This is a genomic window from Chitinophaga sp. ARDCPP14, assembly GCF_051362515.1.
Lineage (GTDB): Bacteria > Bacteroidota > Bacteroidia > Chitinophagales > Chitinophagaceae > Chitinophaga.
Genome location: NZ_JBKIXB010000002.1, coordinates 971,863 through 997,384 on the forward strand (window position 1 = coordinate 971,863; position 25,522 = coordinate 997,384).

25 protein-coding genes are annotated in these 25,522 nt (G+C 45.7%); 18 read left to right on the plus strand and 7 right to left on the minus strand.

All coding sequences use genetic code 11. The features are described 5' to 3' along the window. Positions 1-132 precede the first annotated feature (132 nt). The gene (locus ACLHR0_RS08670; protein WP_436485938.1) at positions 133-2,598 is read left to right on the plus strand and encodes a TonB-dependent receptor; all 2,466 of its coding nucleotides are present in this window, start codon (positions 133-135) and stop codon (positions 2,596-2,598) included. 6 nt (positions 2,599-2,604) lie between these two features. On the opposite strand, the gene ACLHR0_RS08675 is transcribed toward ACLHR0_RS08670, so the two are convergent. The 3 genes from ACLHR0_RS08675 to ACLHR0_RS08685 form a co-directional block, all read right to left on the minus strand. Then, the gene (locus ACLHR0_RS08675; RefSeq protein ID WP_370909110.1) at positions 2,605-3,273 is read right to left on the minus strand and encodes a hypothetical protein; all 669 of its coding nucleotides are present in this window, start codon (positions 3,271-3,273) and stop codon (positions 2,605-2,607) included. A 48-nt stretch (positions 3,274-3,321) separates the two neighbouring features. Continuing rightward, positions 3,322-3,897: a phosphoribosylglycinamide formyltransferase gene (gene purN / locus ACLHR0_RS08680; RefSeq protein ID WP_429043643.1), complete on the minus strand. Its 576-nt coding sequence runs from the start codon at positions 3,895-3,897 to the stop codon at positions 3,322-3,324. Positions 3,898-4,068: 171 nt separating this feature from the next. Beyond that, positions 4,069-4,821, minus strand: a complete 753-nt coding sequence (locus tag ACLHR0_RS08685) for a copper resistance protein NlpE N-terminal domain-containing protein (protein WP_436485941.1) — start codon at positions 4,819-4,821, stop codon at positions 4,069-4,071. 450 nt (positions 4,822-5,271) lie between these two features. On the opposite strand from ACLHR0_RS08685, the gene ACLHR0_RS08690 reads away from it, so the two are divergent. The 16 genes from ACLHR0_RS08690 (at position 5,272) to ACLHR0_RS08765 (ending at position 21,812) form a co-directional block, all read left to right on the plus strand. Then, positions 5,272-6,543, plus strand: a complete 1,272-nt coding sequence (locus ACLHR0_RS08690; protein WP_370909113.1) for a c-type cytochrome — start codon at positions 5,272-5,274, stop codon at positions 6,541-6,543. Between the two features lie 69 nt (positions 6,544-6,612). After that, positions 6,613-9,681, plus strand: a complete 3,069-nt coding sequence (locus ACLHR0_RS08695) for a TAT-variant-translocated molybdopterin oxidoreductase (protein WP_429043650.1) — start codon at positions 6,613-6,615, stop codon at positions 9,679-9,681. 109 nt (positions 9,682-9,790) lie between these two features. Further along, positions 9,791-11,227, plus strand: a complete 1,437-nt coding sequence (gene nrfD / locus ACLHR0_RS08700; protein ID WP_370909115.1) for an NrfD/PsrC family molybdoenzyme membrane anchor subunit — start codon at positions 9,791-9,793, stop codon at positions 11,225-11,227. A gap of 48 nt (positions 11,228-11,275) precedes the next feature. Next, entirely contained in the window at positions 11,276-11,869 is a 594-nt protein-coding gene (locus ACLHR0_RS08705) for a DUF3341 domain-containing protein (protein WP_370909116.1), read from the plus strand. A gap of 83 nt (positions 11,870-11,952) precedes the next feature. Beyond that, a complete protein-coding gene (locus ACLHR0_RS08710; protein WP_370909117.1) occupies positions 11,953-12,552 on the plus strand; it encodes a c-type cytochrome in 600 nt (199 codons plus the stop codon). Positions 12,553-12,595: 43 nt separating this feature from the next. Beyond that, positions 12,596-13,801 carry a quinol:cytochrome C oxidoreductase gene (locus ACLHR0_RS08715; protein WP_429062099.1) on the plus strand — a complete coding sequence of 402 codons (1,206 nt, stop codon included), beginning with the start codon at positions 12,596-12,598 and terminating at the stop codon, positions 13,799-13,801. A 63-nt stretch (positions 13,802-13,864) separates the two neighbouring features. Beyond that, positions 13,865-14,917, plus strand: coding sequence for a cytochrome c oxidase subunit II (locus ACLHR0_RS08720; protein ID WP_436485944.1), 1,053 nt, complete (start codon positions 13,865-13,867; stop codon positions 14,915-14,917). A 112-nt stretch (positions 14,918-15,029) separates the two neighbouring features. Continuing rightward, on the plus strand, positions 15,030-16,841 hold the full coding sequence (locus ACLHR0_RS08725) for a cytochrome c oxidase subunit I (RefSeq protein ID WP_429043657.1): 1,812 nt from the start codon (positions 15,030-15,032) through the stop codon (positions 16,839-16,841). A gap of 125 nt (positions 16,842-16,966) precedes the next feature. Next, positions 16,967-17,866, plus strand: a complete 900-nt coding sequence (gene cyoE, locus ACLHR0_RS08730) for a heme o synthase (protein ID WP_429062097.1) — start codon at positions 16,967-16,969, stop codon at positions 17,864-17,866. Between the two features lies 1 nt (position 17,867). Next, a complete protein-coding gene (locus ACLHR0_RS08735) occupies positions 17,868-18,449 on the plus strand; it encodes a cytochrome c oxidase subunit 3 (protein ID WP_370909122.1) in 582 nt (193 codons plus the stop codon). Between the two features lie 27 nt (positions 18,450-18,476). After that, the gene (locus ACLHR0_RS08740; RefSeq protein WP_370909123.1) at positions 18,477-19,151 is read left to right on the plus strand and encodes a cytochrome c oxidase subunit 3; all 675 of its coding nucleotides are present in this window, start codon (positions 18,477-18,479) and stop codon (positions 19,149-19,151) included. Between the two features lie 82 nt (positions 19,152-19,233). Further along, complete coding sequence (locus ACLHR0_RS08745) at positions 19,234-19,638, plus strand: cytochrome C oxidase subunit IV family protein (RefSeq protein WP_370909124.1); 405 nt, start codon at positions 19,234-19,236, stop codon at positions 19,636-19,638. 74 nt (positions 19,639-19,712) lie between these two features. Further along, positions 19,713-20,384 carry an SCO family protein gene (locus ACLHR0_RS08750; RefSeq protein ID WP_370909125.1) on the plus strand — a complete coding sequence of 224 codons (672 nt, stop codon included), beginning with the start codon at positions 19,713-19,715 and terminating at the stop codon, positions 20,382-20,384. Between the two features lie 77 nt (positions 20,385-20,461). Next, positions 20,462-21,034: a DUF420 domain-containing protein gene (locus ACLHR0_RS08755; RefSeq protein ID WP_436485948.1), complete on the plus strand. Its 573-nt coding sequence runs from the start codon at positions 20,462-20,464 to the stop codon at positions 21,032-21,034. Positions 21,035-21,096: 62 nt separating this feature from the next. Continuing rightward, complete coding sequence (locus ACLHR0_RS08760) at positions 21,097-21,312, plus strand: hypothetical protein (RefSeq protein ID WP_079471726.1); 216 nt, start codon at positions 21,097-21,099, stop codon at positions 21,310-21,312. A 26-nt stretch (positions 21,313-21,338) separates the two neighbouring features. Next, entirely contained in the window at positions 21,339-21,812 is a 474-nt protein-coding gene (locus ACLHR0_RS08765; RefSeq protein ID WP_370909127.1) for a GNAT family N-acetyltransferase, read from the plus strand. Between the two features lie 6 nt (positions 21,813-21,818). Here ACLHR0_RS08765 and ACLHR0_RS08770 read toward each other — a convergent pair whose 3' ends face one another. The 3 genes from ACLHR0_RS08770 to ACLHR0_RS08780 form a co-directional block, all read right to left on the minus strand. Then, positions 21,819-22,427: a MarR family winged helix-turn-helix transcriptional regulator gene (locus tag ACLHR0_RS08770; RefSeq protein ID WP_429043670.1), complete on the minus strand. Its 609-nt coding sequence runs from the start codon at positions 22,425-22,427 to the stop codon at positions 21,819-21,821. A gap of 99 nt (positions 22,428-22,526) precedes the next feature. Beyond that, complete coding sequence (locus tag ACLHR0_RS08775) at positions 22,527-22,787, minus strand: DUF2024 family protein (protein WP_370909129.1); 261 nt, start codon at positions 22,785-22,787, stop codon at positions 22,527-22,529. Positions 22,788-22,821: 34 nt separating this feature from the next. Then, positions 22,822-23,400, minus strand: coding sequence for a protoglobin domain-containing protein (locus tag ACLHR0_RS08780; RefSeq protein WP_429043672.1), 579 nt, complete (start codon positions 23,398-23,400; stop codon positions 22,822-22,824). Between the two features lie 186 nt (positions 23,401-23,586). On the opposite strand from ACLHR0_RS08780, the gene ACLHR0_RS08785 reads away from it, so the two are divergent. Further along, a complete protein-coding gene (locus ACLHR0_RS08785) occupies positions 23,587-24,852 on the plus strand; it encodes a chloride channel protein (protein ID WP_436485952.1) in 1,266 nt (421 codons plus the stop codon). Positions 24,853-24,855: 3 nt separating this feature from the next. Here the strand turns inward: ACLHR0_RS08785 and ACLHR0_RS08790 are convergent, their stop codons facing one another. Continuing rightward, on the minus strand, positions 24,856-25,521 hold the full coding sequence (locus tag ACLHR0_RS08790) for a DNA alkylation repair protein (RefSeq protein ID WP_436485954.1): 666 nt from the start codon (positions 25,519-25,521) through the stop codon (positions 24,856-24,858). Position 25,522 lies beyond the last annotated feature (1 nt).

Consider the following 25,522-nt stretch of genomic DNA (forward strand, 5'->3'; position numbering starts at 1 on the left):
AATCTAAAAAATAATTAAGACAAGTATAAAAATAGAAGATAGTTTTGTTGAAAATTAAATTGGAAGTGTGATCCATTGTTACTATCCGTGAAAACACTGTACTAAAGTTTAAAACCTACATTACTTATACGCATGAAACAAGTATCTACATTACTATTCTTCTTATTAATCATTACTACAGCATATGCCCAGCAAGGCATGGTGAAAGGCTCGGTGGTGAATAAAGAGGGGAAGCCGGTGCAATTTGCCAACATTGCCATTCCTGCCCTGCGTACCGGCGCTACAGCCGACCAGCAGGGTATTTTCAATATAAAAAACCTGGCAGCAGGTACTTATGATATCAAAATATCAATGGTAGGATACCAAACGGTTAAGCTGAAGAAACAAATTACCGCAGGTCAGACAACGGTATTGAATGTTTCACTGGAAGAAGATCTGTCGAAGTTAGATGAAGTAGTAGTAACCGGTGTATCCCGCGCCACGGCTGTCCGGAAAAATCCTATACCCATTGCCGTTATTGGTAAGAGGGAAATGAATATGAACGTAAATAATAACATCATCGATGCTATTATTAAAGGAGTACCGGGTGTAAGCGCGGTAACAACCGGCCCTAATATTTCAAAACCATTTATCCGTGGGCTGGGCTACAACCGTGTACTGACGCTGTTCGATGGCGTACGGCAGGAAGGACAACAATGGGGGGATGAACATGGCATTGAAATAGACCAATACGGCATTGCACGGGCGGAAGTGGTGAAAGGCCCTGCCAGTCTTACCTATGGCTCCGATGCCCTGGCCGGCGTGATCAACATGATCCCCGACATCCCGGAACTGACACCCGGAAAATTACAGGGCAGCTTTCTCACTGATTACCACAGTAATAACGGGATGATAGGTTCTTCACTTGGATTGGCTTACCGGCAAAACGACTGGAAATATGTATTGCGGGGCACTGTAAAGGCAGCGCATAATTACCGCAACAGCGTGGATGGGTTTGTATACGGCACCGCCTTCCGGGAGTATAATCTCTCGGCATTGGCAAGGGTAGATAAATCGTGGGGGCATTCCCAGTTCGGCGCTACACTTTATGACAATACACAGGAAATTCCTGATGGCAGCCGTGATTCCCTGACCCGCAAGTTTACAAAGCAGGTGAAAGACAGTGGGGATGATATAAAAGACCGGCCACTGGTGCCGGAAAATGAGCTGCGCACTTACACCATTAACCCGTTGCATCAGCGTATCCAGCATTACCGCGTGTATAACCATTCCAAATGGAATGTGGGTACCGGCGATATTAATACTATGATTGGCGTGCAGCAAAGTATCCGGCGGGAGTATAATCACCCGGAGATGCCTGAGCAGCCTGGGCTGTACGTGGTACTGAATACATTGAACTATGATGTGCGCTACAATTTGCCGGTAATGAACGGATTGGAAACAACCATAGGGGTAAACGGTATGTACCAGTCGAATAAAAGTAAGAACGGCACCGATTTCCCCATTCCGGATTATAACCTGTTTGACATAGGCGGATTTATTTTTGCCAGGAAGTCTTTTGGTAAGGTAGATGTATCGGGTGGTATCCGCTACGATAACCGCTCTATCCGCTGGAATGATTTCTACGTGGGACCCAATAAACAGAATGGCTTTGAGCAGCATGCGCAGCTGCCGGATACCGCGGGAGCCCATCTGCAGTTCCCTTCTTTCAGTCATCAGTATACCGGTATTTCCGGCAGCCTGGGTGCTACCTGGAACATCAGCGAGCGGGTGCTGGTAAAGGCCAACATTGCAAGGGGCTACCGTGCGCCGAATATCACAGAGATTGGCTCCAATGGTCTTGATCCGGGGGCGCATATTGTATACCTGGGAAACCGTGGATTTAAGCCGGAGTTCAGTTTGCAGGAAGATATTGGCATTCAGGCCTGGTTGCCGGATGCGGATATCAGTGTGGAGTTGTTTAACAATAATATTGAGAACTATATCTACCAGGCAAAGCTATATGATAATACCGGCAACCCGGTGGTAATTGTGCCAGGTAACGCTACTTACAAGTACCAGCAATCTGCCGCGAGGTTATTTGGAGCGGAAGTGAGTGTGAATCTCCATCCGCGGAGTATTGCCTGGCTGACTATGAATAACAGTATCGCCTACACGCAGGGGCGTAACCGGAATATGGAACTGATTAGTACGCATGGCGACGAGGCGCGGTATCTGCCGTTTATACCCCCCACGCATATACGCAGCGAGCTGAAGGCAACCACCCAACGCAATTATGGGATATTCACCAAAGCCTATGCCCGTGTGGAGGCTGATATTATCGCTGACCAGCCCCATTTTTACGGGGTGGATGATACTGAAACATTTACGCCGGGATATACTCTTTTCAATATAGGCGCCGGTTCGGGTATTCTTAACAAAAAAGGGAAAACGGTGTGTGAAGTATTCCTGCAGCTGGATAATGTGGCCAACGTAGCCTACCAGGCCAATATGAACCGGTTGAAATATTTTGAATACTACAGCTCCTCCCCCAATGGGCGGCTGGGCATATATAACATGGGCAGAAATTTCAGCGCTAAAGTGATTGTACCGTTTTAGGGAAGATTACCATAGTTTAAGTCCCATTTTAATACCTATCTGGAGACTTGGCAGTATGCTGACCATTTTACCATCGTTCAGTGATACTTTGTCGTCGTCGAAATGATAGGTACTGTATTTATAGATTTTACTGCGGATACCTACGCCGATGAAGGGATCCAGGATAAAGCGGTCCTTTTTGAACTGCCGGCCTATTAAAAGCTGCAGGCCAATTACGGTTTTATCTCCGGAGTTGGTGTAGGTAATATTACTGAAGGTATTGTCTTCATTAGGATAGAACACCTTTTTAACGAATAATACAGGTTCAAAGTAAGTGCCGGCTGCGCGGGAGGGCGACATTTCCTGTGAAATAAGATACAGGCGTGCGCCTACGCGGAAGCCAAGGCCCCGGCCGTCCACAAATTGTTCCGTACTGATGTCTGGTTTTTTCTGGCCGATGTCAATCTTTTTCGCCAGCACATAATCCGGATAATCGGTATAGATACCACTGATACCTACCTCCAGGCTGAATTTATCAGTTATTTCCTGTTCCAGGTAAATATCGAGTTCATTAATTAAGGTGGTGGGATTTACTTTAAGAAAGGTGTTTTTGCTCAATTGTGTTTTACCATCCTGGGCAGAGGATGATAAAATAAACGAACAGGATAACCATATTAACAGCAGTGTCTTTTTCATACAGTTGTAAGGGTTAGACTGGCTTCAGGACCTCCATCCGGGCGTTTGTCAGCTTTCAGAACCGGTCAATAATCGTTCCACAATTACCGGAAACCACTGATGTTCCAGCGCTTGCACTTTACGTGCTACCGACTCGGGCGTATCTTCCGGTGTAATGATAATGCGTTCCTGCAGAATCGTTTCCCCGTCGTCGTATTTCTCGTTCACGAAGTGGATGGTGATCCCACTTTCTTTTTCTCCGGCAGCGATAACGGCTTCGTGCACGAAATGTCCATACATTCCTTTCCCGCCAAATTTTGGTAACAGGGCCGGATGGATATTGATAATGCGGTTAGGAAAAGCCTGTACCAGGTTAGCGGGGATTTTCCATAAAAATCCGGCCAGCACTACCAGGTCGATCTTTTGCTCTTTTAATAACTGGATGTATTTATCTGAATGGAGGAAGGCCTCCTTTTCAATGAGTATACTCGTAATGCCTTCGCGTTCGGCAATCTGTAAAACACCGGCTCCGGGTTTGTTACATACAATTACGGTAACCCTGGCCTTATCTGACTGTTTGAAATGATCTATAATTTTCTGCGCGTTGCTTCCTGCACCCGATGCGAATATGGCAATATTTTTCAAAATCTCTTACTGTTTGAGTAGGGTACAAAAATAGATAATTTAGCAGGGATTTAAAGTAATGAATATAAAGAGGCCCCCAACATGCCTGGAATACGCTTCAGGCATGCTTTATACCAGCCTTTGACACGCCTTTGAGGTGGACTTGATGGGGAGTTGAGGTGGACTTGATCCTTATTTGAGATATTCCCCGCAGCCCTGGTATGTTTTGTCTTTCACCTGAACCTGTACGGTATTGGGTTTCATCAGTCCGCTCATATCGTCGGTGCAAACGGTGTTGCGGATACTTACCGTGATATCCGGTGTGGTATACACCTTTAAAGTATCGGTATTGGGTTTTGCAGGGGGCAGGGTTGCCTGCAGGCTGTCGCCGTTAACGTTGTTGAAACGTATTTTTTTGTTATCAAGATCGAGGCTCCAGAAGGGTTCGTTGCCGTTGGCGGTGAACCGGATGCCGGCTTTTGTCTTTTCGGCGAGCAGTTGCCTGCGGTCGCCACCCTCTACGGGCTTGAGGATATAGTTGCTGGCCAGCACACCTTCAATCCGTTTGCCTTTGGTATCGAGGAGGAGGAGTTTTCCTTCGGAGGCGAGGAAGGAGGTGCTGTCCGTTTTCTTTTGGAGCATTACGGTGGAGTCGGAGGTTTGTTTCCAGGTACCGGTTTCCACGGAGGCTATCCCCTGTCCTCTTCCCTGGTAAGCCACCAGTTCATGAAACGTATGATCGTCAAACAAACTGATCTGGTAGTCCATACCGGGGCAGTCGGCGCACGGGAGGGTACCCTGGTAGGTGCCGGTTATTACTGCGGGGGTGGTTATACCCGGTGTGCTTTTTTGCGTGGTGCTATCGTTTTGGGTGGTGGAGGTATTATTATTATTACAGGCCACGAAGGCGGTAAGCAAAACGGGGAATATGATACTTTTTTTCATGGGAGCGATTTTTTCGGTGGTGGATTGAACATTCTGGTCCGCCGGCAGGTTATAAAGGTAAAAATAACAACTCTCGCAGAAATTAACTGCGCTGACAGATAATATATTATATTGTGTGTTGAAGGATATAGGGGACCACTATTTGATTTTCATCTGCATATATTATAATTATATCCCCGCAAACCTTGCCCCACGTTATGATGTAGACGTGCGCCCACAGAGGAATTGAACTTTCAATTAAAATAATAAGTTTTGAAAGGAAATATTAAACAAAGTGTTTAAATAGGCCAGCAGCAAGACTTTCAGCTCAATCGTTGTTCAAAAAACGGGTTAAAAACAGCATTCTATAAGACAATAATTTTTTTTAATTGTTGGTAAATTGTCAACATTCTGTCTTATTTTTGCTGGCACTTTTAAGAAACTTTAGGTCAAATCTAAACTATATAGGCTGTGTATCGTCGTGTTTCCATTCTTTTGCGCAAGCATTTTGTGAGTGTGCTTATTCTATGCGCTAGTATAGTAATTCCGTTTTCTTCTGTTAAGGCAGCGGATCCAGCGAAGGGTAAAGCATTATTCCAAACAAATTGCGCTTCCTGCCATAATGTCCATAAGAAGCTGACAGGTCCTGCATTAGCGGGGGTAGAAGATCGCTGGCCCGATAAGAAATTATTGCACCAGTGGATCCATAACTCTGCGTCTGTACTGGCTACGGGAGACAAGTATGCTAATGCTCTGTACCTGGAGTACAACAAGACAGCGATGACGCCGTTTCCTCAGTTATCCAACGAGGAAATTGACGACATCCTGGCTTACGTAAAAGTTGAGCAGAGCAAGACAACTGGTCCTAAAACATCAGGTGAACCCAGTCCAGATGGTGCTGAAGACAAAGGCAATGACAACAGTTTACTGTTTGGTATCATTACACTGATCCTTGCAGTAGTAGCGCTGATTCTCATGCAGATCAACAGCAACCTGAACAAGCTGGCTGGTGATAAAGAGGGTGTTCCTACTCCGGATCCTGTTCCTTTCTACAAAAATAAAGCTTACCTGGCGCTGATTATCCTGGTGCTGTTCATGGTAGGTGGTTACTTCACTATTCAGGGGGCTATCGGCCTGGGTCGCCAGAAAGACTATATGCCGGAGCAACCAATCTTCTACAGCCATAAGGTGCATGCGGGTATCAACCAGATCAACTGTTTGTACTGCCACGCCGGTGCTGAGAAGAGTAAGCATGCCATGATCCCTTCCGAGAATATCTGTATGAACTGTCATAAGGCCATTAAGGAATACTCCGGTCCTGAGCTGACAACTGCAGAAGGTAAGAAGGTAGATGGTACTGCTGAAATTGCAAAATTATACGATTACGTAGGATGGGATCCTGAAGCTGGTAAATATACCAAGCCAGGCAGACCGATCGAATGGACTAAAATCCACAACCTGCCTGACCACGTTTACTTTAACCACTCTCAACACGTGGTTGCCGGTCAGCAACAATGTCAAACCTGCCACGGTGCTATCACCGAAATGGATGAAGTACATCAGTTTGCCGATCTCTCTATGGGATGGTGTATCAACTGTCACCGTACTACCAAAGTGCAGTTTGCTGACAACAACTATTACAGCATCTTCGAAAAGCTTCACCAGGATATTAAAGATAAGAAGATCGATAGCGTAACAGTTGAGATGGTAGGTGGTACTGAATGTCAAAAATGTCACTACTAGGAAGGATTTAGAGAGATTTTCTCTTAATCAGAAGATATCAAATTTATAAACGTAACTCGTTAATATAACATGGAGCAAAAAAAGTATTGGAAAGGCTTGGAGGAGTTGCACAATACCGATGCGCATCAGGAAATTGTGAAGAATGAATTCAGTGAAGAACTTCCGTTCGAGAGTGAAGGCCTGTTGAATGCTACTACCCCCCGCAGGGATTTTCTGAAATATCTGGGGTTCACCACCGCTGCAGCCGCTATTGCTGCCAGCTGTGAAACACCGGTTAAGAAAGCGATTCCGTATGTAAACAAACCGGAAGAGATCACCCCGGGTGTAGCCAATTATTATGCTTCTTCTTACGCCATTGATGGCGAATACGTACCGGTTGTGGTGAAAACCCGCGAAGGTCGTCCCATCAAAATGGAGGGGAATACTTTATCAGCTATCACACAGGGCGCTACATCTGCCAAAGTACAGGGCGCTGTATTAAGCCTGTATGATACTGCCCGACTCCGTTTCCCATCTATCGGTGGTACGGAAACAACCTGGGCAGAACTGGATAAACAAGTAGGTGCAGCACTGGCCGGATTAGGCGGTGCTCCTGTTGTTTTATTAAGCGCCACTTTACTCAGCCCCACTACCAAAAAAGTGATCGGCGAGTTCCTGGCAAAATATCCAAACTCCCGCCACGTAGTATACGATGCAGTTTCTTACTCCGGTATGCTGCAGGCAAATGAAGCCTCTTACGGTCAAAGAGTTGTTCCTTCCTACCACTTTGAAAATGCCAAAGCGATAGTGAGTTTAGGTGCAGACTTTATCGGAACCTGGCTGAACCCTGTTGAATATGCCCGCCAGTTTTCTTCCACCCGTAAGATCAATGCACAGAAACCCGAAATGTCCAAACTTTTCGCGTTCGAAAGCCATATGAGCCTTACCGGTGCAAATGCGGACGAAAGATATACACACAAACCTTCTGAAACCGGTGCAGTAGCACTGGCACTGCTGGCAGCAGTTGGCGGCAGCGTAACCGCTCCGGCTATTGCTGACAAACGTGTAGCAGATGGTATCAAAAAAGCGGCGGAATCACTGAAGGCCAATGCCGGTAAAGCACTGGTAGTAAGCGGTTCTAACGATGTAAACGTACAGATCATTGTAAACGCCATCAACAACATCGTTGGCGCCAATGGTACTACCATCGATTTCGCATCTCCATCCAACTACCGTCAGGGTATCGACAGCGACATGACCAAACTGGTAAGCGATATGAACGCAGGCAGCATCGGCGCTGTACTGATTTATGGCGCTAACCCTGCTTACGACTACTTCGAATCTCAGAAATTCGCAGAAGGTCTGAAGAAAGTGAAAGTCGCGGTATCCTTTAACGACAGAAACGACGAAACAACTGAACTGTGTAAATATGTAGCTCCTGATCATCACTTCCTGGAATCCTGGAACGATGCTGAAGGAAGGGCAGGTTACTATAGCTTTGCCCAGCCTACTATCCTGCCGCTGTTTAAAACACGCGCTATACAGGATACCCTCCTCACCTGGTCTGGTAACACTACTACTACCTGGGCTGACTACCTGAAAAATGAGTGGATCAGCAAACTGGGCGGACAGGAAGCATGGGATAAAGCATTACAGGACGGTATTGTTGAACCAGCTGCAGCTCCTGCTTTAGGTGGTGCTACATTTGCCGGTGATATTGCCGGTGCTGCATCGAAGATCGGCAGTGCCAAGAAAGGTGGTAAACTGGAACTGGTGCTTTATGAAAAAGTAGCTATCGGTACCGGCAGATCTGCCAACAACCCATGGTTACAGGAAATGCCTGATCCGATCACCCGTTCTACCTGGGGTAACTACGCCTGTATCTCCAACAAACTGGCTAAAACTTTCTCTACTCAATTAGGTGATGATTACGAAATCAACGCAGAGAAGAAAGTGCTGAAGGTGAAAGCCAACGGTAAAGAAATCGAACTGCCGCTGCTGATTGTTCCGGGTATGCACCCTGAAGTAATCGCTATTGCAGTAGGTTACGGCCGGAGCAATAATGTAGGAAGAGCTGCCGGTGGTATCGGTAAAAATGTTTATCCGCTTGTTAGCTTCAATGGTCAGAACTTCGACTACTTCGCTGTTGACGCAACAGTAGAGGCTACCGGTCAAAAAGAAATTGTTGCTTTAACGCAAACACATAATAGCTACGAAGGTCGTCCGATCGTTAAAGAAACTACCCTGGAAGAGTTCATCAAGAACCCTAAAGAGGTAAACGAAGACAGACTGGAACTGAAGAAATTTGGTCCTGACTTCCGTAAGGATGCTACCCTGTATCCTAATTACAGCTACCCTGGTATCAAATGGGGCATGTCTATTGATCTGAACACCTGTTTCGGTTGTGGTGCATGTACAATTGCCTGCCAGGCAGAAAACAACGTTTCTGTTGTAGGTAAAGAAGAGGTGGCTAAAGCGCATGAAATGCACTGGATCCGCATCGACCGTTACTTCAGCGGGGATGAAGAGAATCCGGAAGTTGTGTTCCAGCCGATGTTGTGTCAGCATTGCGATAACGCCCCTTGCGAAAACGTTTGTCCGGTTGGCGCAACCAACCACAGCTCTGAAGGTATTAACCAGATGGCTTACAACCGTTGCATCGGTACCCGTTACTGCGCTAACAACTGTCCTTACAAAGTACGTCGCCTGAACTGGAGAGACTGGAATGGTGCTGACAGCTTTGAAAACAACCTGTACGATGTAGCTGATATGAACGATAACCTGACGCGCATGGTACTGAACCCGGATGTAGTGGTTCGTAGCCGTGGTGTGATGGAAAAATGTTCTTTCTGCGTACAACGTTTACAGGAAGCGAAACTGGATGCGAAGAAAGCTGGTCACCCATTGAAAGATGGAGCTGCTAAAACCGCCTGCCAGCAAGCTTGTGGCGCTGATGCGATTGTATTTGGTAACATCAACGACAAGAACAGCGAAATCTATAAGATTCGTAACGAGCAGCAGGTAGACAGGATGTACTATGTGTTGGAAGAAACACACGTACTGCCATCTATCAGCTACCTGGCGAAGATCAGAAACAAGGATGCCGCTCCTAAAGCAGAAAAAGAGTCTGCTCACAAGGAAGAAGCGCATCACGCGTAATGGTCTTAACCGGTAACCGTTAAGAAAAAGACAGAAAGAACAGAATCTGAGATCATAACAAAAGACAAGGGCTAGTAGCTAGAAGCTAGCAGCTAAAAGCTTATAGAATATGCATTTAAAATACGAATCCACACTGAGAGAACCTTTGGTAGACGGGGTTAAGGATTATCACCAGGTAACGGAAGATATCATTAGTCCCATTGAAGGGAAGCCCGGAAAACTGTGGTATGTAGGCTTTTTCATCTCCCTGACACTGTTGGGCTTTGGTGCCTTTTCCGTGTTCTGGCAGATCTATTTCGGTGTCGGAGTATGGAATCTGAATAAAACCATCGGTTGGGGTTGGGATATTACCAACTTCGTATGGTGGGTAGGTATTGGTCACGCCGGTACCCTGATTTCCGCGATCCTCCTGCTGTTCCGCCAGGGTTGGCGTACAGGGGTGAACCGTGCGGCGGAAGCGATGACGATCTTCGCGGTAATGTGCGCCGGTCAGTTCCCGATCATTCACATGGGTCGTGTATGGATGGCGTTTTTCATTCTGCCTTATCCAAATACCCGCGGTCCAGTATGGGTTAACTTTAACTCTCCGCTCCTCTGGGACGTATTTGCGATCTCTACTTATTTTACCGTATCCCTGCTGTTCTGGTACTCTGGTCTCCTTCCGGATTTCGCCAGTGTACGTGACAGGGCTAAAACAAAATTGCGCAAGTTATTATATGGCGTAGCAGCATTCGGCTGGACCGGTTCTACCAAGCACTGGCAACGTCATGAAGCGCTGTCGCTGGTACTGGCAGGTTTGGCTACTCCACTGGTATTGTCTGTACACACGATCGTATCTTTTGACTTTGCGACTTCTGTAATTCCTGGTTGGCATACTACCATCTTCCCTCCTTACTTTGTGGCGGGTGCGATCTTCTCCGGATTTGCGATGGTACAAACGCTGCTGATCATTACACGTAAAATATTACATCTTGAAGAATACATTACCCTGGGTCACATGGAAGCCATGAACAAGGTAATTGTGTTAACGGGTTCTGTAGTAGGTTGTGCTTACCTGACTGAGTTATTCATGGCATGGTATGGCGCTAACCCTTACGAGTTCGCTACTTTCTTCAAGTATCGTGCTGCCGGTCCGTTAGGATGGTCATATTATATCATGATGACGTGTAACGTGGTAACGCCGCAGGTATTCTGGTTCCGTAAAATGAGAAGAAATGTAATGGTGACTTTCGTAATGTCCATCATTGTGAACATTGGTATGTGGTTCGAGCGTTTCGTAATCATCTGTACTTCACTGTACCGCGATTACCTGCCATCCAGCTGGTCATACTATCGTCCGTCCTGGCCTGAAGTAGGTTTCTACATGGGTACTTTCGGTTTGTTCTTTACCTGCTATTTCCTGTTTGCTAAATATTTCCCTGTAATTGCACTGGCTGAAATCAAGTCAATCCTGAAAACATCCGGTCAGAACTACAAGGAGAAAATGGAAGTGTACGAAGAAGAGCCTGCAGAGAAATTTGCTCATGATGTGGCTCACGCACATTAATAGATGAATTAAGAGAACTTATTACCTGGAATTTGAATTTTTAAATATATGGCTGTTAAAAAATTTGTTGTAGGCTTGTTTGACGATGAGGCGGTATTGTTTCCGGCAGTAAAGAAAGTACGCACTGCAGGATACAAATTGCACGATGTATACACTCCTTTTCCTGTTCACGGCCTCGATCATGCAATGGGTTTAAGAGAAACCAGTCTGCACACAGCCGGTTTCATATATGGTATCACTGGTACCACTACAGCATTGGGTTTCATGAGTTGGGTGTTTAATGTAGACTGGCCGCTGAACATTGGTGGTAAACCACATTTCCCGTTACCAGCTTTCATTCCTATCACCTTTGAGCTGACCGTATTATTTGCGGCGGTGGGTATGGTGATGACTTTCTGTTATCTGTGCCAGTTAATGCCGGGTGTAAAGAAACACATCTTCCATCCAAGACAAACAGACGATAAGTTTGTGATGGTAATAGAGCTGACAGAAAAAACCAATGCGGAAGAAGTAAAGAGCTTCCTCGCTGCTGCAGGTGCACAGGATATCAATGAGCAGAAGGCTGAAGCAGGATGGTGGTTCGGAAGATACGATAAGGACGATGAGCCTTATCTCCGTAAGATTCAGACCGCAAACGCTTAATTAAAATAACAGCTAAAACATACCGTTGCGACATTAGGATTTGAGCAAGCAAGAACTAATGAAAGCTAGATAAATAATTTCTGATGAAAAGGACTTCCAACATATTGATTGTAGCCGCATTGGCAACTGGAGCTTTCCTGGCAGCCTGTAACAGAGGGGAGCATAACAGAAAGCCCGGCAGGATTTATATGCCAGACATGTATGAATCCCGTGCGTATGAATTTTACAGTGCTCGTTTGTCAGGCCTGAAGCCAGTGGAAGGAACAGTAAAAAGAGGAGAACTTTTGCCATACCATCTGAAAGAATCAGATACGGCACTGGCTAATCTGGTAAAGAATCCATTAACTATTACGCCATCTGATCTGAAGGAAGGCGAACGTTTATTTAATATCTACTGTGGTATCTGTCATGGTACTGCATTAGATGGTAATGGTCCGCTGTACAAAGGTGGAGATGGACCTTATCCTGCAGCTCCTGCCAACCTGATTGCCGGTGCAAAATCCGGTTACACAGAAGGCCGCCTGTTCCATGTAATGACTTATGGTTATAACATGATGGGTAGTTATGCCAGTCAGCTCGACAGAGACCAGCGCTGGAAGATTGCTGCTTATATCAAGAGTAAACAGCCAGGTGCTGCCGCCCCGTCTGCTGCTCCTGCTAACGATAGCACTGCAGCTAAATAAATGAGTTAAACTGAATTTCAATCAAGTATTTTAATATACAGTAATGAAAGACCAATTTGTAGTACCGGCAAGATTAAAAAAGACCAGCTTCGTGTTAATGGGCGTGGGCTTGCTGACGTTATTGATCGGATTAATTGCGTTTCGAGGTGAGAACGCGACACGGTTTTGGGCCGGTCTGTTGCAAAACAGCAGCTTCTTTTTGCTGATTACATTGGCGAGCACCTTCTTTATAGCTGCCACTACCCTGGCACATGGTGGCTGGCAGATTGCTTTCCGCCGTGTACCTGAAGCGATTTCAATGGCCGTTCCCGTTTTGTCTGCCATTTTATTTGTGATTGTAATGATCCTTGTTTTTGGTGGAAAAGAAGATATTTACCACTGGGTAAACGCACATCACGTAGCGGAGGACAAGATCCTGACCTGGAAATCTGCTTTCCTGAACAAAGGATTCTTTACCGTAGCTACTATCCTGACACTGGGCCTCTGGATATTCTTTACCCTGAAGCTCCGCAAAATGTCTATCGAAGAAGATGGATGGGATCTGCGTCCTGAAACAGGCCGTAAATTACTCTGGAGAAATACCGTTGTATGCGGTGGCTTCCTGGTAGTATTTACCCTGAGCGTTGGATCTACCACACCATGGGTTTGGTTAATGAGTATTGATGCACACTGGTTCTCTACCATGTACAGCTGGTACACTTTCGCCAGCACCTGGGTATCCGGTCTGTCGCTGATAGCACTGTTCGTAGTATATCTGAAAAAACACGGTTATCTCACTTATGTAACGGAAGAGCACCTGCACGATCTGGGTAAATTCATGTTTGCATTCAGCATTTTCTGGACTTACCTCTGGTTCTCCCAGTACATGCTGATCTGGTACGCCAACATGCCGGAAGAAACTGAATACTTCCAGCCGCGTGTTTGGGGCCAGTGGAGACCAATCTTTTTCCTGAACCTCCTGATCAACTTTGTTACTCCGTTGTTGTTCCTGATGAAAAGGGACACCAAACGTAACTATACTGCCATCGTTTTCATCGCTATTGTGATCATCTTCGGTCACTGGCTGGATTTCTGGCAAATGGTTTACCCAGGCACCGTTAAAACCCTGGTATTCCCTTGGTATGAATTCGGACTCGGACTCGGTTTCGTAGGACTGATCATCTTCCTGGTATCTAACCAGCTGACTAAAGCTGCATTGGTTCCGAAGAATCATCCTTACCTGAAAGAAAGTATCATTCACCACACCTAATAGGGTGATCAAGGAGATTAGGCAAAAGAAAAGCATTAGATAACTTAATTATTTCATATAGCAATGTCAGGATTTTTAGCAGTCTTAGTTGTTGTTCTCATATTCATAGTCATCTTCCAGATTGCGAAGGCGAGCGAATATGTGTCCATATTGAAGGGAGAAAAGAAAGCGCGCGAGCAAAGCAACCGTATAAATGGTTTCCTGCTGATTGCATTCCTGGTGCTGGGGCTTATAGGAGTGTACTACTGTAATGATTTGCTGAAGGGCAAGATCCTGGGCGAATCTGCATCAGAACAGGGCGAAGGCGTTGATACCCTCATTTACGTAACACTGGCCATCACCGGTATCGTGTTCGTGGTTACCCAGGTTGCATTGTTCTGGTTTGCATTCAAATACCAGGAGAAAGAAGGACGTAAAGCATTTTACTTTCCGCATAATAATAAACTGGAAGTTATCTGGACCGTTATCCCGGCTATTGCCTTAACAGTACTGGTGGCTTTTGGTTTGAAACACTGGTTCCAGCTTACCTCAGAAGCGCCAAAAGACGCTGCTGTGGTAGAAGTAACCGGCAAACAGTTTAACTGGATCTTCCGTTATCCTGGTAAGGATGGCGCATTGGGTCGTCGTGACATTAAGAATATTGATCCTTCCGCCGGTAATGAACTGGGTCTGGACTGGAACGATCCTTTGAACAAGGATGACTTTATGCCTACCGAACTGCACCTGGTAGTTGGTAAGCCGGTAAAATTCATCATTGGTTCCCGCGATGTAATCCATGACGTAGGTTTGCCTCACTTCCGCATGAAAATGGATGCGGTTCCCGGTATCCCTACTACCCTGTGGTTTACGCCTAAGTTTACTACCAAACAAATGAAGGAAAAAACCGGTAACCCGGATTTCACCTATGAAATTTCCTGCGATCAGATGTGTGGTAGCGGTCACTACTCCATGAGAGGCGTGATAGTGGTGGAAACTCAGGCAGAATATGATAAATGGGTAGCTGCCCAGAAATCGACATACAGCCTGACACACGCTGACACTGCAGCTCCGGCTGCGCCTGCCGGCGAAGCCAAAGCAGATAGCACACAAAAAGCAGTAGCTGCAAATATTCAGTAAGCTGTAATTTTGTGTAGAAGAATTTTTGACGGAGTACAATTAAAAACTAAAAAGACAAACTGACAAACGACGATACTTCCCGGGCGTTAGTTTATAATAAACCGAACCGATTATGAGTAACGAAGCAACATTGCACAGTCAACAGGAGGTAATGCACGGAGCGCATGATCATCATGATCATGAGCACCACCATGAAGACAGTTTCATTTCGAAATATGTGTTCAGCATGGATCACAAAATGATCGCCAAACAATTCCTGATTACTGGTATCGTTTGGGCTATCATTGGTGCTTTCTTCTCTGTACTGTTCCGTTTGCAACTTGGTTTTCCTGATGCCACTTTCCCCTGGCTGGAAAGTATCCTGGGTCATTGGGCTAAAGGTGGCCGCATTACAGCGGAAGCTTACTATGCACTGGTAACAATGCACGGTACCATCCTGGTATTCTTTGTATTAACGGCCGGCCTGAGCGGTACCTTCTCTAACCTGCTGATTCCTTTGCAGGTAGGTGCACGTGACATGGCCTCTCCCTTTATGAACTGTTTGAGCTACTGGTTCTTCTTCCTGGCCAGCCTGGTAATGATGGCTTCCCTGTTTGTTCAAACAGGTCCGGCTTCCGGAGGTTGGACGATGTACCCGCCGCTGAGTGCACTGGGAGACGCTTCCATCGGTTCTAAAATAGGTGTGGATCTTTGGTTGACCAGTATGGCGCTGTTTGTTGTTTCGCAGCTGCTGGGTGGTTTGAACTATATCTCCACACTGCTGAACATGCGTACCAAAGGTATGGCGATGACCAAAATGCCTTTGACTATCTGGTCATTCTTCTTCACTGCTGTATTGGGCGTATTGTCTTTCCCTGTATTGCTGTCAGGTTTCATCCTGCTGCTCATGGATCGTCACGCTGGTACCAGCTTCTACCTGTCTGATATCTTTATTGCTGGTAAAGCACTGGCAAATGAAGGTGGTAGCGCTATTCTCTATCAACATTTATTCTGGTTCTTAGGTCACCCTGAGGTATATATTATCATCCTCCCGGCGATGGGTATGGTTTCTGAAGTACTGGCGGTAAGTTCCCGCAAGCCTATCTTTGGTTACCTGGCGATGATCGGTTCCCTGTTCGCCATCTGTATCCTGGCCTTCCTGGTTTGGGCGCACCATATGTTCGTAACAGGTTTGAATCCGTTCCTGGGTGCATTCTTCGTACTCTTAACCTTATTGATTGCGGTACCATCTGCCATCAAGGTATTTAACTGGATCACTACTATCTGGAAGGGTAATATCAACTTTACGCCTGCTTCCCTGTTCTCTATCGGTTTTGTGAGCACTTTCATCTCCGGTGGTTTAACAGGTATCTGGTTAGGTAACTCTTCTATCGATATTCACCTGCATGATACCATGTTCGTAATCGCTCACTTCCACATTGTAATGGGTGTATCTGCGTTCTTTGGTATGTTTGCCGGTATTTACCACTGGTTCCCTAAAATGTATGGCCGTTTCATGAACCAGACCATTGGTTATATCCACTTCTGGGTAACCATGATCGGTGCTTACCTGATCTTCTGGCCAATGCACTACGAAGGTATGGCGGGTATGCCAAGAAGGTACTATGATGTATCCGGCTGGGCTTCCTTCAAACAATTTGGTGGTTTGAATGAGTTCATCACTATCGTGGTAATCCTGGTATTTGCAGTACAGCTGCTTTTTGTGTTCAACTTCTTCTACAGCATTTTCAAAGGTAGAAAGATGACCACACAGAATCCGTGGAACGCAACTACCCTGGAATGGACTACACCTATCCATGCCGGTCACGGTAACTGGCCTGGTGAAATTCCTGAAGTATACCGTTGGGCTTATGACTATAGCAAGGATGGAAGAGATTTCATTCCGCAAACAGAGCCTATCGGACCTAATGAATCAGCGCACTAAAATATAGTTCGGAATTCCGGCAGGAAGACACCTTTCAGGCGAAAAATCTTCCTTCCGGGATTTTGTTCACTGTGATGTTTGTAAATTTGTTCCGGACTTAAACCCGGGATGTGGCTAGAAAAAAAATGTTGCAAGAAAACTCCATAAAATTGTCGTCATCATATGCGGTAGCAAGCAAGGTGAAAGATTACTCTCAGTTAATGAAGTTTAATCTCACCTTTATGGTGGTATTTTCATCTGTGGTTGGTTACCTGCTGGTGCCTGGCGTGGAGTTTAACTTAGTAAAAGTTCTTTTATTATTTGCTGGTGGTTTGCTGGTTTCCGGATCAGCCAATACCATTAACCAGATTTGGGAGAAGGAAACAGATAAGCTGATGGCGCGCACCGCTGTTCGTCCATTGCCTTCCGGGCGTATGCACGACAACGAGGCGATAGCCCTGGCTGCGGTAACCGGTGTTGCCGGCCTCCTCGTAATGGGGTACTGCTTTAACTGGTTAAGTGCTGCATTGAGCGGGTTATCTTTGGTGTTATACGGTTTTGTGTATACGCCCTGGAAAAAATGGAACTCTCTTGCGGTGCTGGTAGGGGCTATTCCTGGTGCCATGCCTCCCCTGATCGGTTGGGCAGCCGGCGCCAACAATCTGAGCGAAGGTGGCTGGTCGTTGTTTGCTATCCAGTTCCTGTGGCAGTTTCCGCATTTCTGGGCCATTGCCTGGATTGCGTATAAAGATTATGCGAGGGCAGGTTTTAAAATGCTGCCGGGCAGCGGAGAGCCCAACAAGTACACCGCCATACAGGCCGCCATGTACACGTTGTTGCTGATTCCCGCCGGCGTAGCGCCATACCTCCTGAAGATCACTGGAAGCATTTCTGCCATAGTGGCTATTCTGGCGGGAGGTTTCTTCCTTTACAGGGCAGTTAACCTGTACAGAAAGAACGATGTTCCTGCAGCGAGAAAGCTCATGTTCGGATCTTATATTTATCTGACAATTGTTCAGCTGGTACAACTGCTGGACAAAGCGTAAAATGAAAAGAGGAGTGATGGATACTATGACATTAGAACAACGTAAGAAAATACATCCGCATAAATATTCCTTATGGATCGCCATGGGTAGTATTACCATGATGTTCATAGGGTTTACCAGTGCTTACATTGTTAAAAGATCCCAGGCAAACTGGCTGGCATTTGAACTGCCGCATATTTTCTGGATATCCACTGCCGTAATTTTAACCAGCAGCGTAACAATACACCTGGCTTTAAAGCAGTTCAGAGAAAGGAATATGCAGCGTTACAAACAACTGATCACCCTCACAGCATTTTTGGGTGTGGTGTTCGCGGCCTGCCAGTGGATAGGATTTTCACAATTGAAGTCGGTAGGACTGCCCCTCAACGGGCCTGTTTCCGCTTCTTTTATTTATGTTATCGTAGGAGTGCACATGCTGCACGTGCTGGGTGGTGTAGTAGCACTGCTTATTATGTTTGGCAGGGCTTACAGAACCCGTGTACGGACCTACAGCGCAGTGCCCATTGAAGTTGCCGCAACATACTGGCATTTCGTGGACGTACTGTGGATTTACCTGTTAATTTTTTTAAGTATCGCCAGATAAACTTTGTAAAATTTTATAAAACAAACAATGGATACAGCAGTTACAGCGAAGAAAAAATGGTGGGCCGGAGGATATTCTCCCTTTAATGTGAGCTATGGTAAGTTGATGATGTGGTACTTCCTGATGTCAGATGCGTTCACATTCGGCGCATTATTGATTTCATATGGTACCATCCGGTTTTCCAGCCCGTCCTGGCCTGATCCGAATGAAGTGTTCCGCTCCTTCCCTGGCATGGGCCATGCCAACTTACCGTTGGTATTTGTGAGTTTGATGACCTTCATTCTCATCATGAGTTCTGTAACCATGGTACTGGCAGTACACGCCGGTCACATGAGAGATAAAAAAGCAGTGGCCAAATGGATGATCTGGACCATCATTGGTGGTATCGCGTTCCTGAGCTGTCAGGCATGGGAATGGACGCATCTGTACCACGAAGGTGCATGGTGGGGTCGTAATCCTTTCATGAATGTTGACGGTACACTGGCATCTACCAACTTTACCAACTTCTTCTTTACTATTACCGGTTTCCACGGTTTACACGTAACTTCCGGTGTGATCCTGAATATCGTAATCCTTGCCAACGTACTGAAAGGTACTTATGAGCACAGAGGTCACTACGAAATGGTGGAAAAAGTAGGTTTGTACTGGCACTTTGTAGACCTGGTTTGGGTATTCGTATTCACCTGCTTCTACCTGCTCTGAGTAAAAGACAGGCAGAATAGTACAAGGTTTGTTGTTGATTATTTGGAATCTGATTTTTAGAATTTATTTAATTTAAATAATAATGGAGCATACACATACTGAGGCTGGGCATGAAGCTGCACATGCCGATTCATCTACCAAAACAATCTGGAGAACGTTCTGGATCCTGTTGTGTATCACAATGGTGGAAGTAGGTCTGGCCTTTTTACATCTGGAAACTGGTTTCCCGAGCAGGGTATTCCTGAATGCCATCTTCGTTGGTCTCACCGTGGTGAAAGCTTTCTATATAGTTGCTGAATTCATGCACCTGGGTCACGAAATCAAGAACCTGATCCTTACCATATTGATTCCGTTACTGTTATTTGTATGGTTTATCGTTGCATTCCTGTATGAAGGGGATTCCTGGAAAAACATGCGGAAAGACCTGAAACCAGGTACGCCGGTGGAAGCACCAAAGGCTCCTGCAAAAGAAGGACATCATTATTAATTTCATCATAAACTATCAGGATCATCTCTCGCAGGGCTTTATTAGGAGTGTCGTTGGCTATATTGGTGCCGCTTTTGGGTTATCTCATTGTAGATCACTACGGAAAAAATGTGGTACCTGTACCCGGATACTTCATCCCGGAAAGAGTAGATACGATCTCTGAAGATGGTAAAGTTTCATACGATACCGTTTTTCATAAGATCAGGGATTTTAAACTTACCAACCAACTTGGAGAACAGGTGAGTTTGAAAGATATGGAAGGAAAAGTGTTACTGGTTGATTTCTTTTTTACCTCCTGTCCAAGTATCTGTCCTACTTTAACAAAGAACCTGAAAAAGGTACAGAGCGCTTATGTAAAGAATGATTCTTTGCTGCAGATCCTCTCCTTTTCAGTAGACCCGGAAAGGGATACGGTAGATAAGCTGCGTAAGTACGCCTACGAATACCAGATAAATCCCGATAACTGGTGGCTGCTCACAGGTAGTAAAAAAGAAATCTACGACCTCGCCAGAAACGACTTTTTTGTTTCTGTAACACAGGGAGACGGTGGTCCGGACGACTTTATACATACCGAGAAGCTGGTATTAATTGACAAAAACAGGAATATCCGGGGATATTATAACGGTCTTGATTCCAATGATGTAAAAAGATGCGCAGGCGATATCGCCATATTGCATCTGGCAAAAGAAAGACACCGACCGGGTTTTGGAGCCTTCCTCAAAAAACTGTTCTCCGGAGAGAAGTAATAAAATAATTATAAAGGAAAGGTGAATAAGGAAAGGTTGTTCACCTTTCTTTATTCACCTTTTACATTTTAGTGGATATGGAACTTAAGAACAGAAATCTCAATACGCCTATCACCATCGTATCGATAGTTATACCCGCATTGGTGGCGTTATTGTTTGTGTTGCCCAAGCCGGAAATGCATCCTGGTTTTGATATCAGGATACTACCGCTGTTCCACGCTATCCTCAATACCAGCACTGCCGTTTTACTATTGGCCACTTTATATTTTATAAAGAACGGACATGTAAAAGCCCATAAGATCACCAATTTAATTGCAGTGGGTTTGTCGGCCGTGTTCCTGCTGTCGTATGTTACTTATCATGCGTTGGCTACAGAAACCCGGTTCGGCGACCTGGATCACAACGGTATTGTGGATGCCGGTGAAAAAGCCTTGCTGGGCGGTATCCGTTATATTTACTATTTCCTGTTGCTGACACATATCGTACTGGCGGCTATTATTGTGCCATTGGTGCTTTTCACCCTGCTGCGCGGCTTCCAGAATGATATTCCGCGTCATCGCAAAATTGCCCGTATTACGTGGCCTATCTGGTTTTATGTGGCAGTAACGGGTGTGATTGTTTATATTATGATTTCTCCCTATTACCACTGATAGAATTAAGGAGATTTTTTTAAGACAGATAGCCTAATTTTGTGAGATCAAACAACAATACTATGAAGAAGACAGGTTTGTTTTTACTGACAGTGTTTTTGACGGTGATGAGCGGATCAGTAATGGCGCAATGTTCCCTGTGTACTAAAACGGCTCAGCAGCTGGGCGAAGGCCCGGCGAAAGGTTTGAACAATGGTATTCTGATGCTGGCCCTAACGCCCCTGGCTATCATAGGTTTTCTGGCATTCCGGTGGTGGAGAAGTAATAAAGAAGCCTGACAATTTTCGTATAACCCAAAATAACTATGATTACCTACAGAAAGGCGGATATCACGGATATCCCGCAGTTAGTGCATTTGCGGCTGCAGTTTCTGAAAGAAATTTACCCTAAGTCTGATAACTCCCAGGATGCCGTGTTGAAGGATCAGCTAAGGGTCTACTTAACAGAACATCTCTCTAAAAACAATTTTGTAAACTGGTTTGCCGATGCAGAAGGCAAGGTGGTGGCCAGCGCGGGCATAGTTTTTTATAACCAGCCGCCGCTGTACCACAACCTTGAAGGCAAAGTGGCCTATATTCTGAACGTATACACGCTTCCTGCCTTCCGGCGGAAAGGTATTGCAAAAGCGCTGCTGCAAAAGATCCTCGATGAAGCTAAAGCACGCAATACCGGGAAGGTGAGCCTGCATACCAGTAAAGAAGGACGTTTATTATATGAGCAGTTCGGCTTTGTGGCCGGAGACAATGAAATGACCTGCCAGTTGCCCCGTGTTCAATAATAACGGCTACTCTTCGCGGAGTTTGAAAACAGGACATTCCATTCTTAACCCACCGTTGTTTAAAGAGATCTTTAGTTTGTTGCAGTGGTAACCCTTCTTTTCGTTGAGATGCTCACAGTTAAAGCACATAGGCTGAGTGGAAATAATTTCCTGTTGATTCAGCTGGTAAATCAGCTGCATGAGCTGCTCCAGCAGTCCGGCCTGGTCTTTCAATGGCAGCTGTGCTACGGTTGCGTGCAGTGGATCCGCAAATTGCTCTACTTTCCTGGCAACCGCTTTTCCTTCCCTTACCAGGTGTAAAGTGTGGCTCCGGGTGTCTGTAGGGCTTGCCTTACGAGTCAGGTAGTTCTTCTGTTCCAATGATTTTACCGCATCGCTGATGGTGGCTTTGGTCATGTTAAAGTACGATGCCAAGGTGGTTACAGTACGTTTTTCCTCCGGGTAGTGCAGTAAAAAGGTAAGTACCTGGATTTGTATGGGACTAAGTCCATACTGAGTTGCTTCCTGCCATAATAATACGCGGAAGGCTTCTGATAATCGCTCCAGGGAGGCCACTACTTTACTAGGTGTGTCTTCTGCCTGCTGTGCAGGGCTGAATGTGGAAACTTTCCCCATATATTCTTGCTGTCCTTATAGTTAGTGTGGCAAGGTACAATATAAATATATGGTGTGAAATAGCATATTAGTGACATTCCTGAGTGAATCCGGCTTTTTTCAGTGACAACCCTCCAATTCATGGATATAATAGCCTTTTTGCCGGATCTGGGTTTCCCAGCGTGGTATAATTTCAGTGATATGACAAAAGCGGCAGTCTTTCCGGGAAACAATTAACCCCTCTCCTTTTTTGGTTTGAAGATAGGTATTGCCATAATTCAGTACTTCATCAAAGGAGGTTTCCTTTGTGACGATGATATCGAAATGAAGATATCTCCCATCTTTTTTCTTAACATAAGTGTCGAATACAGCAACTTCCATAGGAATACTTTTGATACTAACGTAAATGGTTACACTAAAAAGGGAGTTGTCGGGGTTGAGGGTATACCCATAACAATACACTAAAACTTATTGCTTTGAACCAGGCCTGCTGCATACGTTCTACTTCAGCAGCCGGGCGCCCGTGTTTACTTAAATAAGGCCGGCCTGCTTCGGAAACGGGGTATATAAAAGAAGACAGGTAACGTAAGTATACCATGGGCAACGGGTCCATATCATGCTCCGCTGAAGACCTGAACTGAAGCTGTGCAGCAATCCGCTCTTCAAACTGCCACCACGGCTTGCCTTCCTGGCGGTTACATAAATCAGTGATCCATTTACGGAAATGCGGACGGAGCGATTGCAGGTACCCCACGTCGGGAGCACCGTTCCTGGTAAAATAGGTGGCGAGATAATTATTCTTTAGTATGGTATCATACCAGTTATTCAGAATGTCTTCTGTATGTGCAGCGAGGATGTTTCCTGCCATCATCAGGTATTGCTCGTCCTCATGGGTGAATAACAACATCCTTTTTAATCTGACCAGGGTTTGTGCATCCAGTGAGGGTTGGGGGTTATCAGCGCCAGCTGTGCCTTGGTGCATAGCGTCATTCATACATGTTGAATTTTGGTTTCCGTCACGGATTGGTTATTACAAATATAATAAGGTTGCCTAACTAAAACAATAAATATAATGACGTATATTCCTATACGTTAGCTATTAAATACATTAATAAAAAATTATTTGTGATTCTACAATGAACTATATAGCTTTGATAATCTGGTTGATAATACCCCTTTCATGATTAATAAGCTATACGCAATAACAAAAAACGGTTTACCGGTTGTACCGGCAGCAGCATATGAACCTGCAGATGTACCCGGTAAAAAGGCATCGCGCACTTTGTATCTTTCTGTTGCAGCCATAGTGGCAGCAGCGGGAGGCGCTGTTGCAGCATGGGGCATTAACGTCATAATCCATGCGATTGCTTCACTGGTTTACTACGGGGAAATAGATACTGCATACAGGGGTATCGAAAATACAGAACGGGAATGGTGGATCATTGGTATTCCGGTGGCGGGCGCCCTGTTCCTTGTTGCCATAGCCCGGTATACTTCGTTCCTGCTTCGTGCATTGGGATTGACCGTTGCCATCGGGGCCGGTAATCCGTTGGGAGTAGAAAATGCCGCCATGTTATTTAACGGGGGCTTAGGCGCCTGGATCGGTAAATTATTTGGCTGCACCAGTGACGAGTGCAGACTGCTTTTTACAGCAGGCATGTGCAGTACTTTAGGCAGCCTCTTTGGAGCGCCGGTGGCGGCTGTACTCCTGGCATTGGAAGTGTTTCTGGCAGAATGGACGCTTGCCAGTATATTACCGGTTGCAGCCGCTGCAGCCACTGCTGCCGCAGGAAGCTACCTGTATCGTGGCACCACTCCTGTATTAAGCTTTACAGCACTGCCGGCTATGAGTGCAAAGGCCATGATAGGCTATATGATAGTAGCTTTAATAGTGGGATTGTGGGCAAGATTAAGTACAGCATTGTACCATCTTATTGGTAAATGGTTCGGCGTGCTAACTAAATACAATGCCTGGTATTTGTTATTGGCGGCATTGCTTACGGGTATTATTGGATATATTTTCCCCCGGATACTGGGCACCGGCGAAGGTTATGTGCGTGACCTGCTGGAGGCACACGTAACGCTGGCGATTCTTTTTACACTGGCCTTTATGAAATGGATCGCCTGGATTTTCTTCTCCGGCGCCAACAAAACAGGTGGTGGTATCATTCCATTGCTGATCATTGGAGGCGCATTGGGGTTGTTGATTGGAGCGCCCCTGCAAATGGCTTTTCCGTCTTTAATGATTAATGCAGGGATTGTAGTGCTGGTGGGGATGGGAGCTATGCTGGCGGGTACTTCCCGGGCGGTGTTAACAGCTATTATATTACTGCTGGAAATGACGCATGATATTAATGCAGCGCTTCCTGCCATACTTGCCTGTATCCTGGCTTATGGTATTGCTGTCTTCAAACGTAAAAAACGACAGGAACTAACCAGGGCATAATTATTAATTAATTCTGCGGAGCGCTTCCCGCCTGCTGAGTGGCGCCAGCGTGTGACTGTCTGCGAATTTTCGCACACTGCCGGGGTTTGTTTTAGCATACTCCCGCAAGGCCCAGCCAATGGCTTTCTGGATAAAAAACTCTTTAGAACTTGCGCACTGTTTTATATAGCGGTACAACAGCTGTTCATTGGTATGTTGCTTGTATGCGTTCTGGTGTATAATGGCCGCACGCTGCAGCCACATATTTTCACTATTGATCCATCGATTGGTAGTGGCGGGCCATTCTTCCCCGAATTTTTTCAGCCACGGACCGGCGAGGCACGACACGATGGCATCTACGCTATCCCACCACGATTTATGAACTATCATGTATTCAAAGAGATGGATATCTTCTGCGCGCCATTCCTTGTTTAACATTTGCATAAAATCTATGGCAGCGTATTGGTATTCACGTTCCGGTTTTTTCCACAATGCTTTTATCAGCACCGGCATATCACCAATGGCGGGTAATCCATATGTTGCTTTCAATCCTTTGTTGATAAGACGGCGCTCCGGCGCAGTTATACCCAGGTATTCAAACTGGTTGCGCATATACGCTTTCATAGCAACCGCGTTGTCCGGATTGGCGGCCACCAGGTATGCATCCGTGATCAGGGGGAGGTAGCGCATG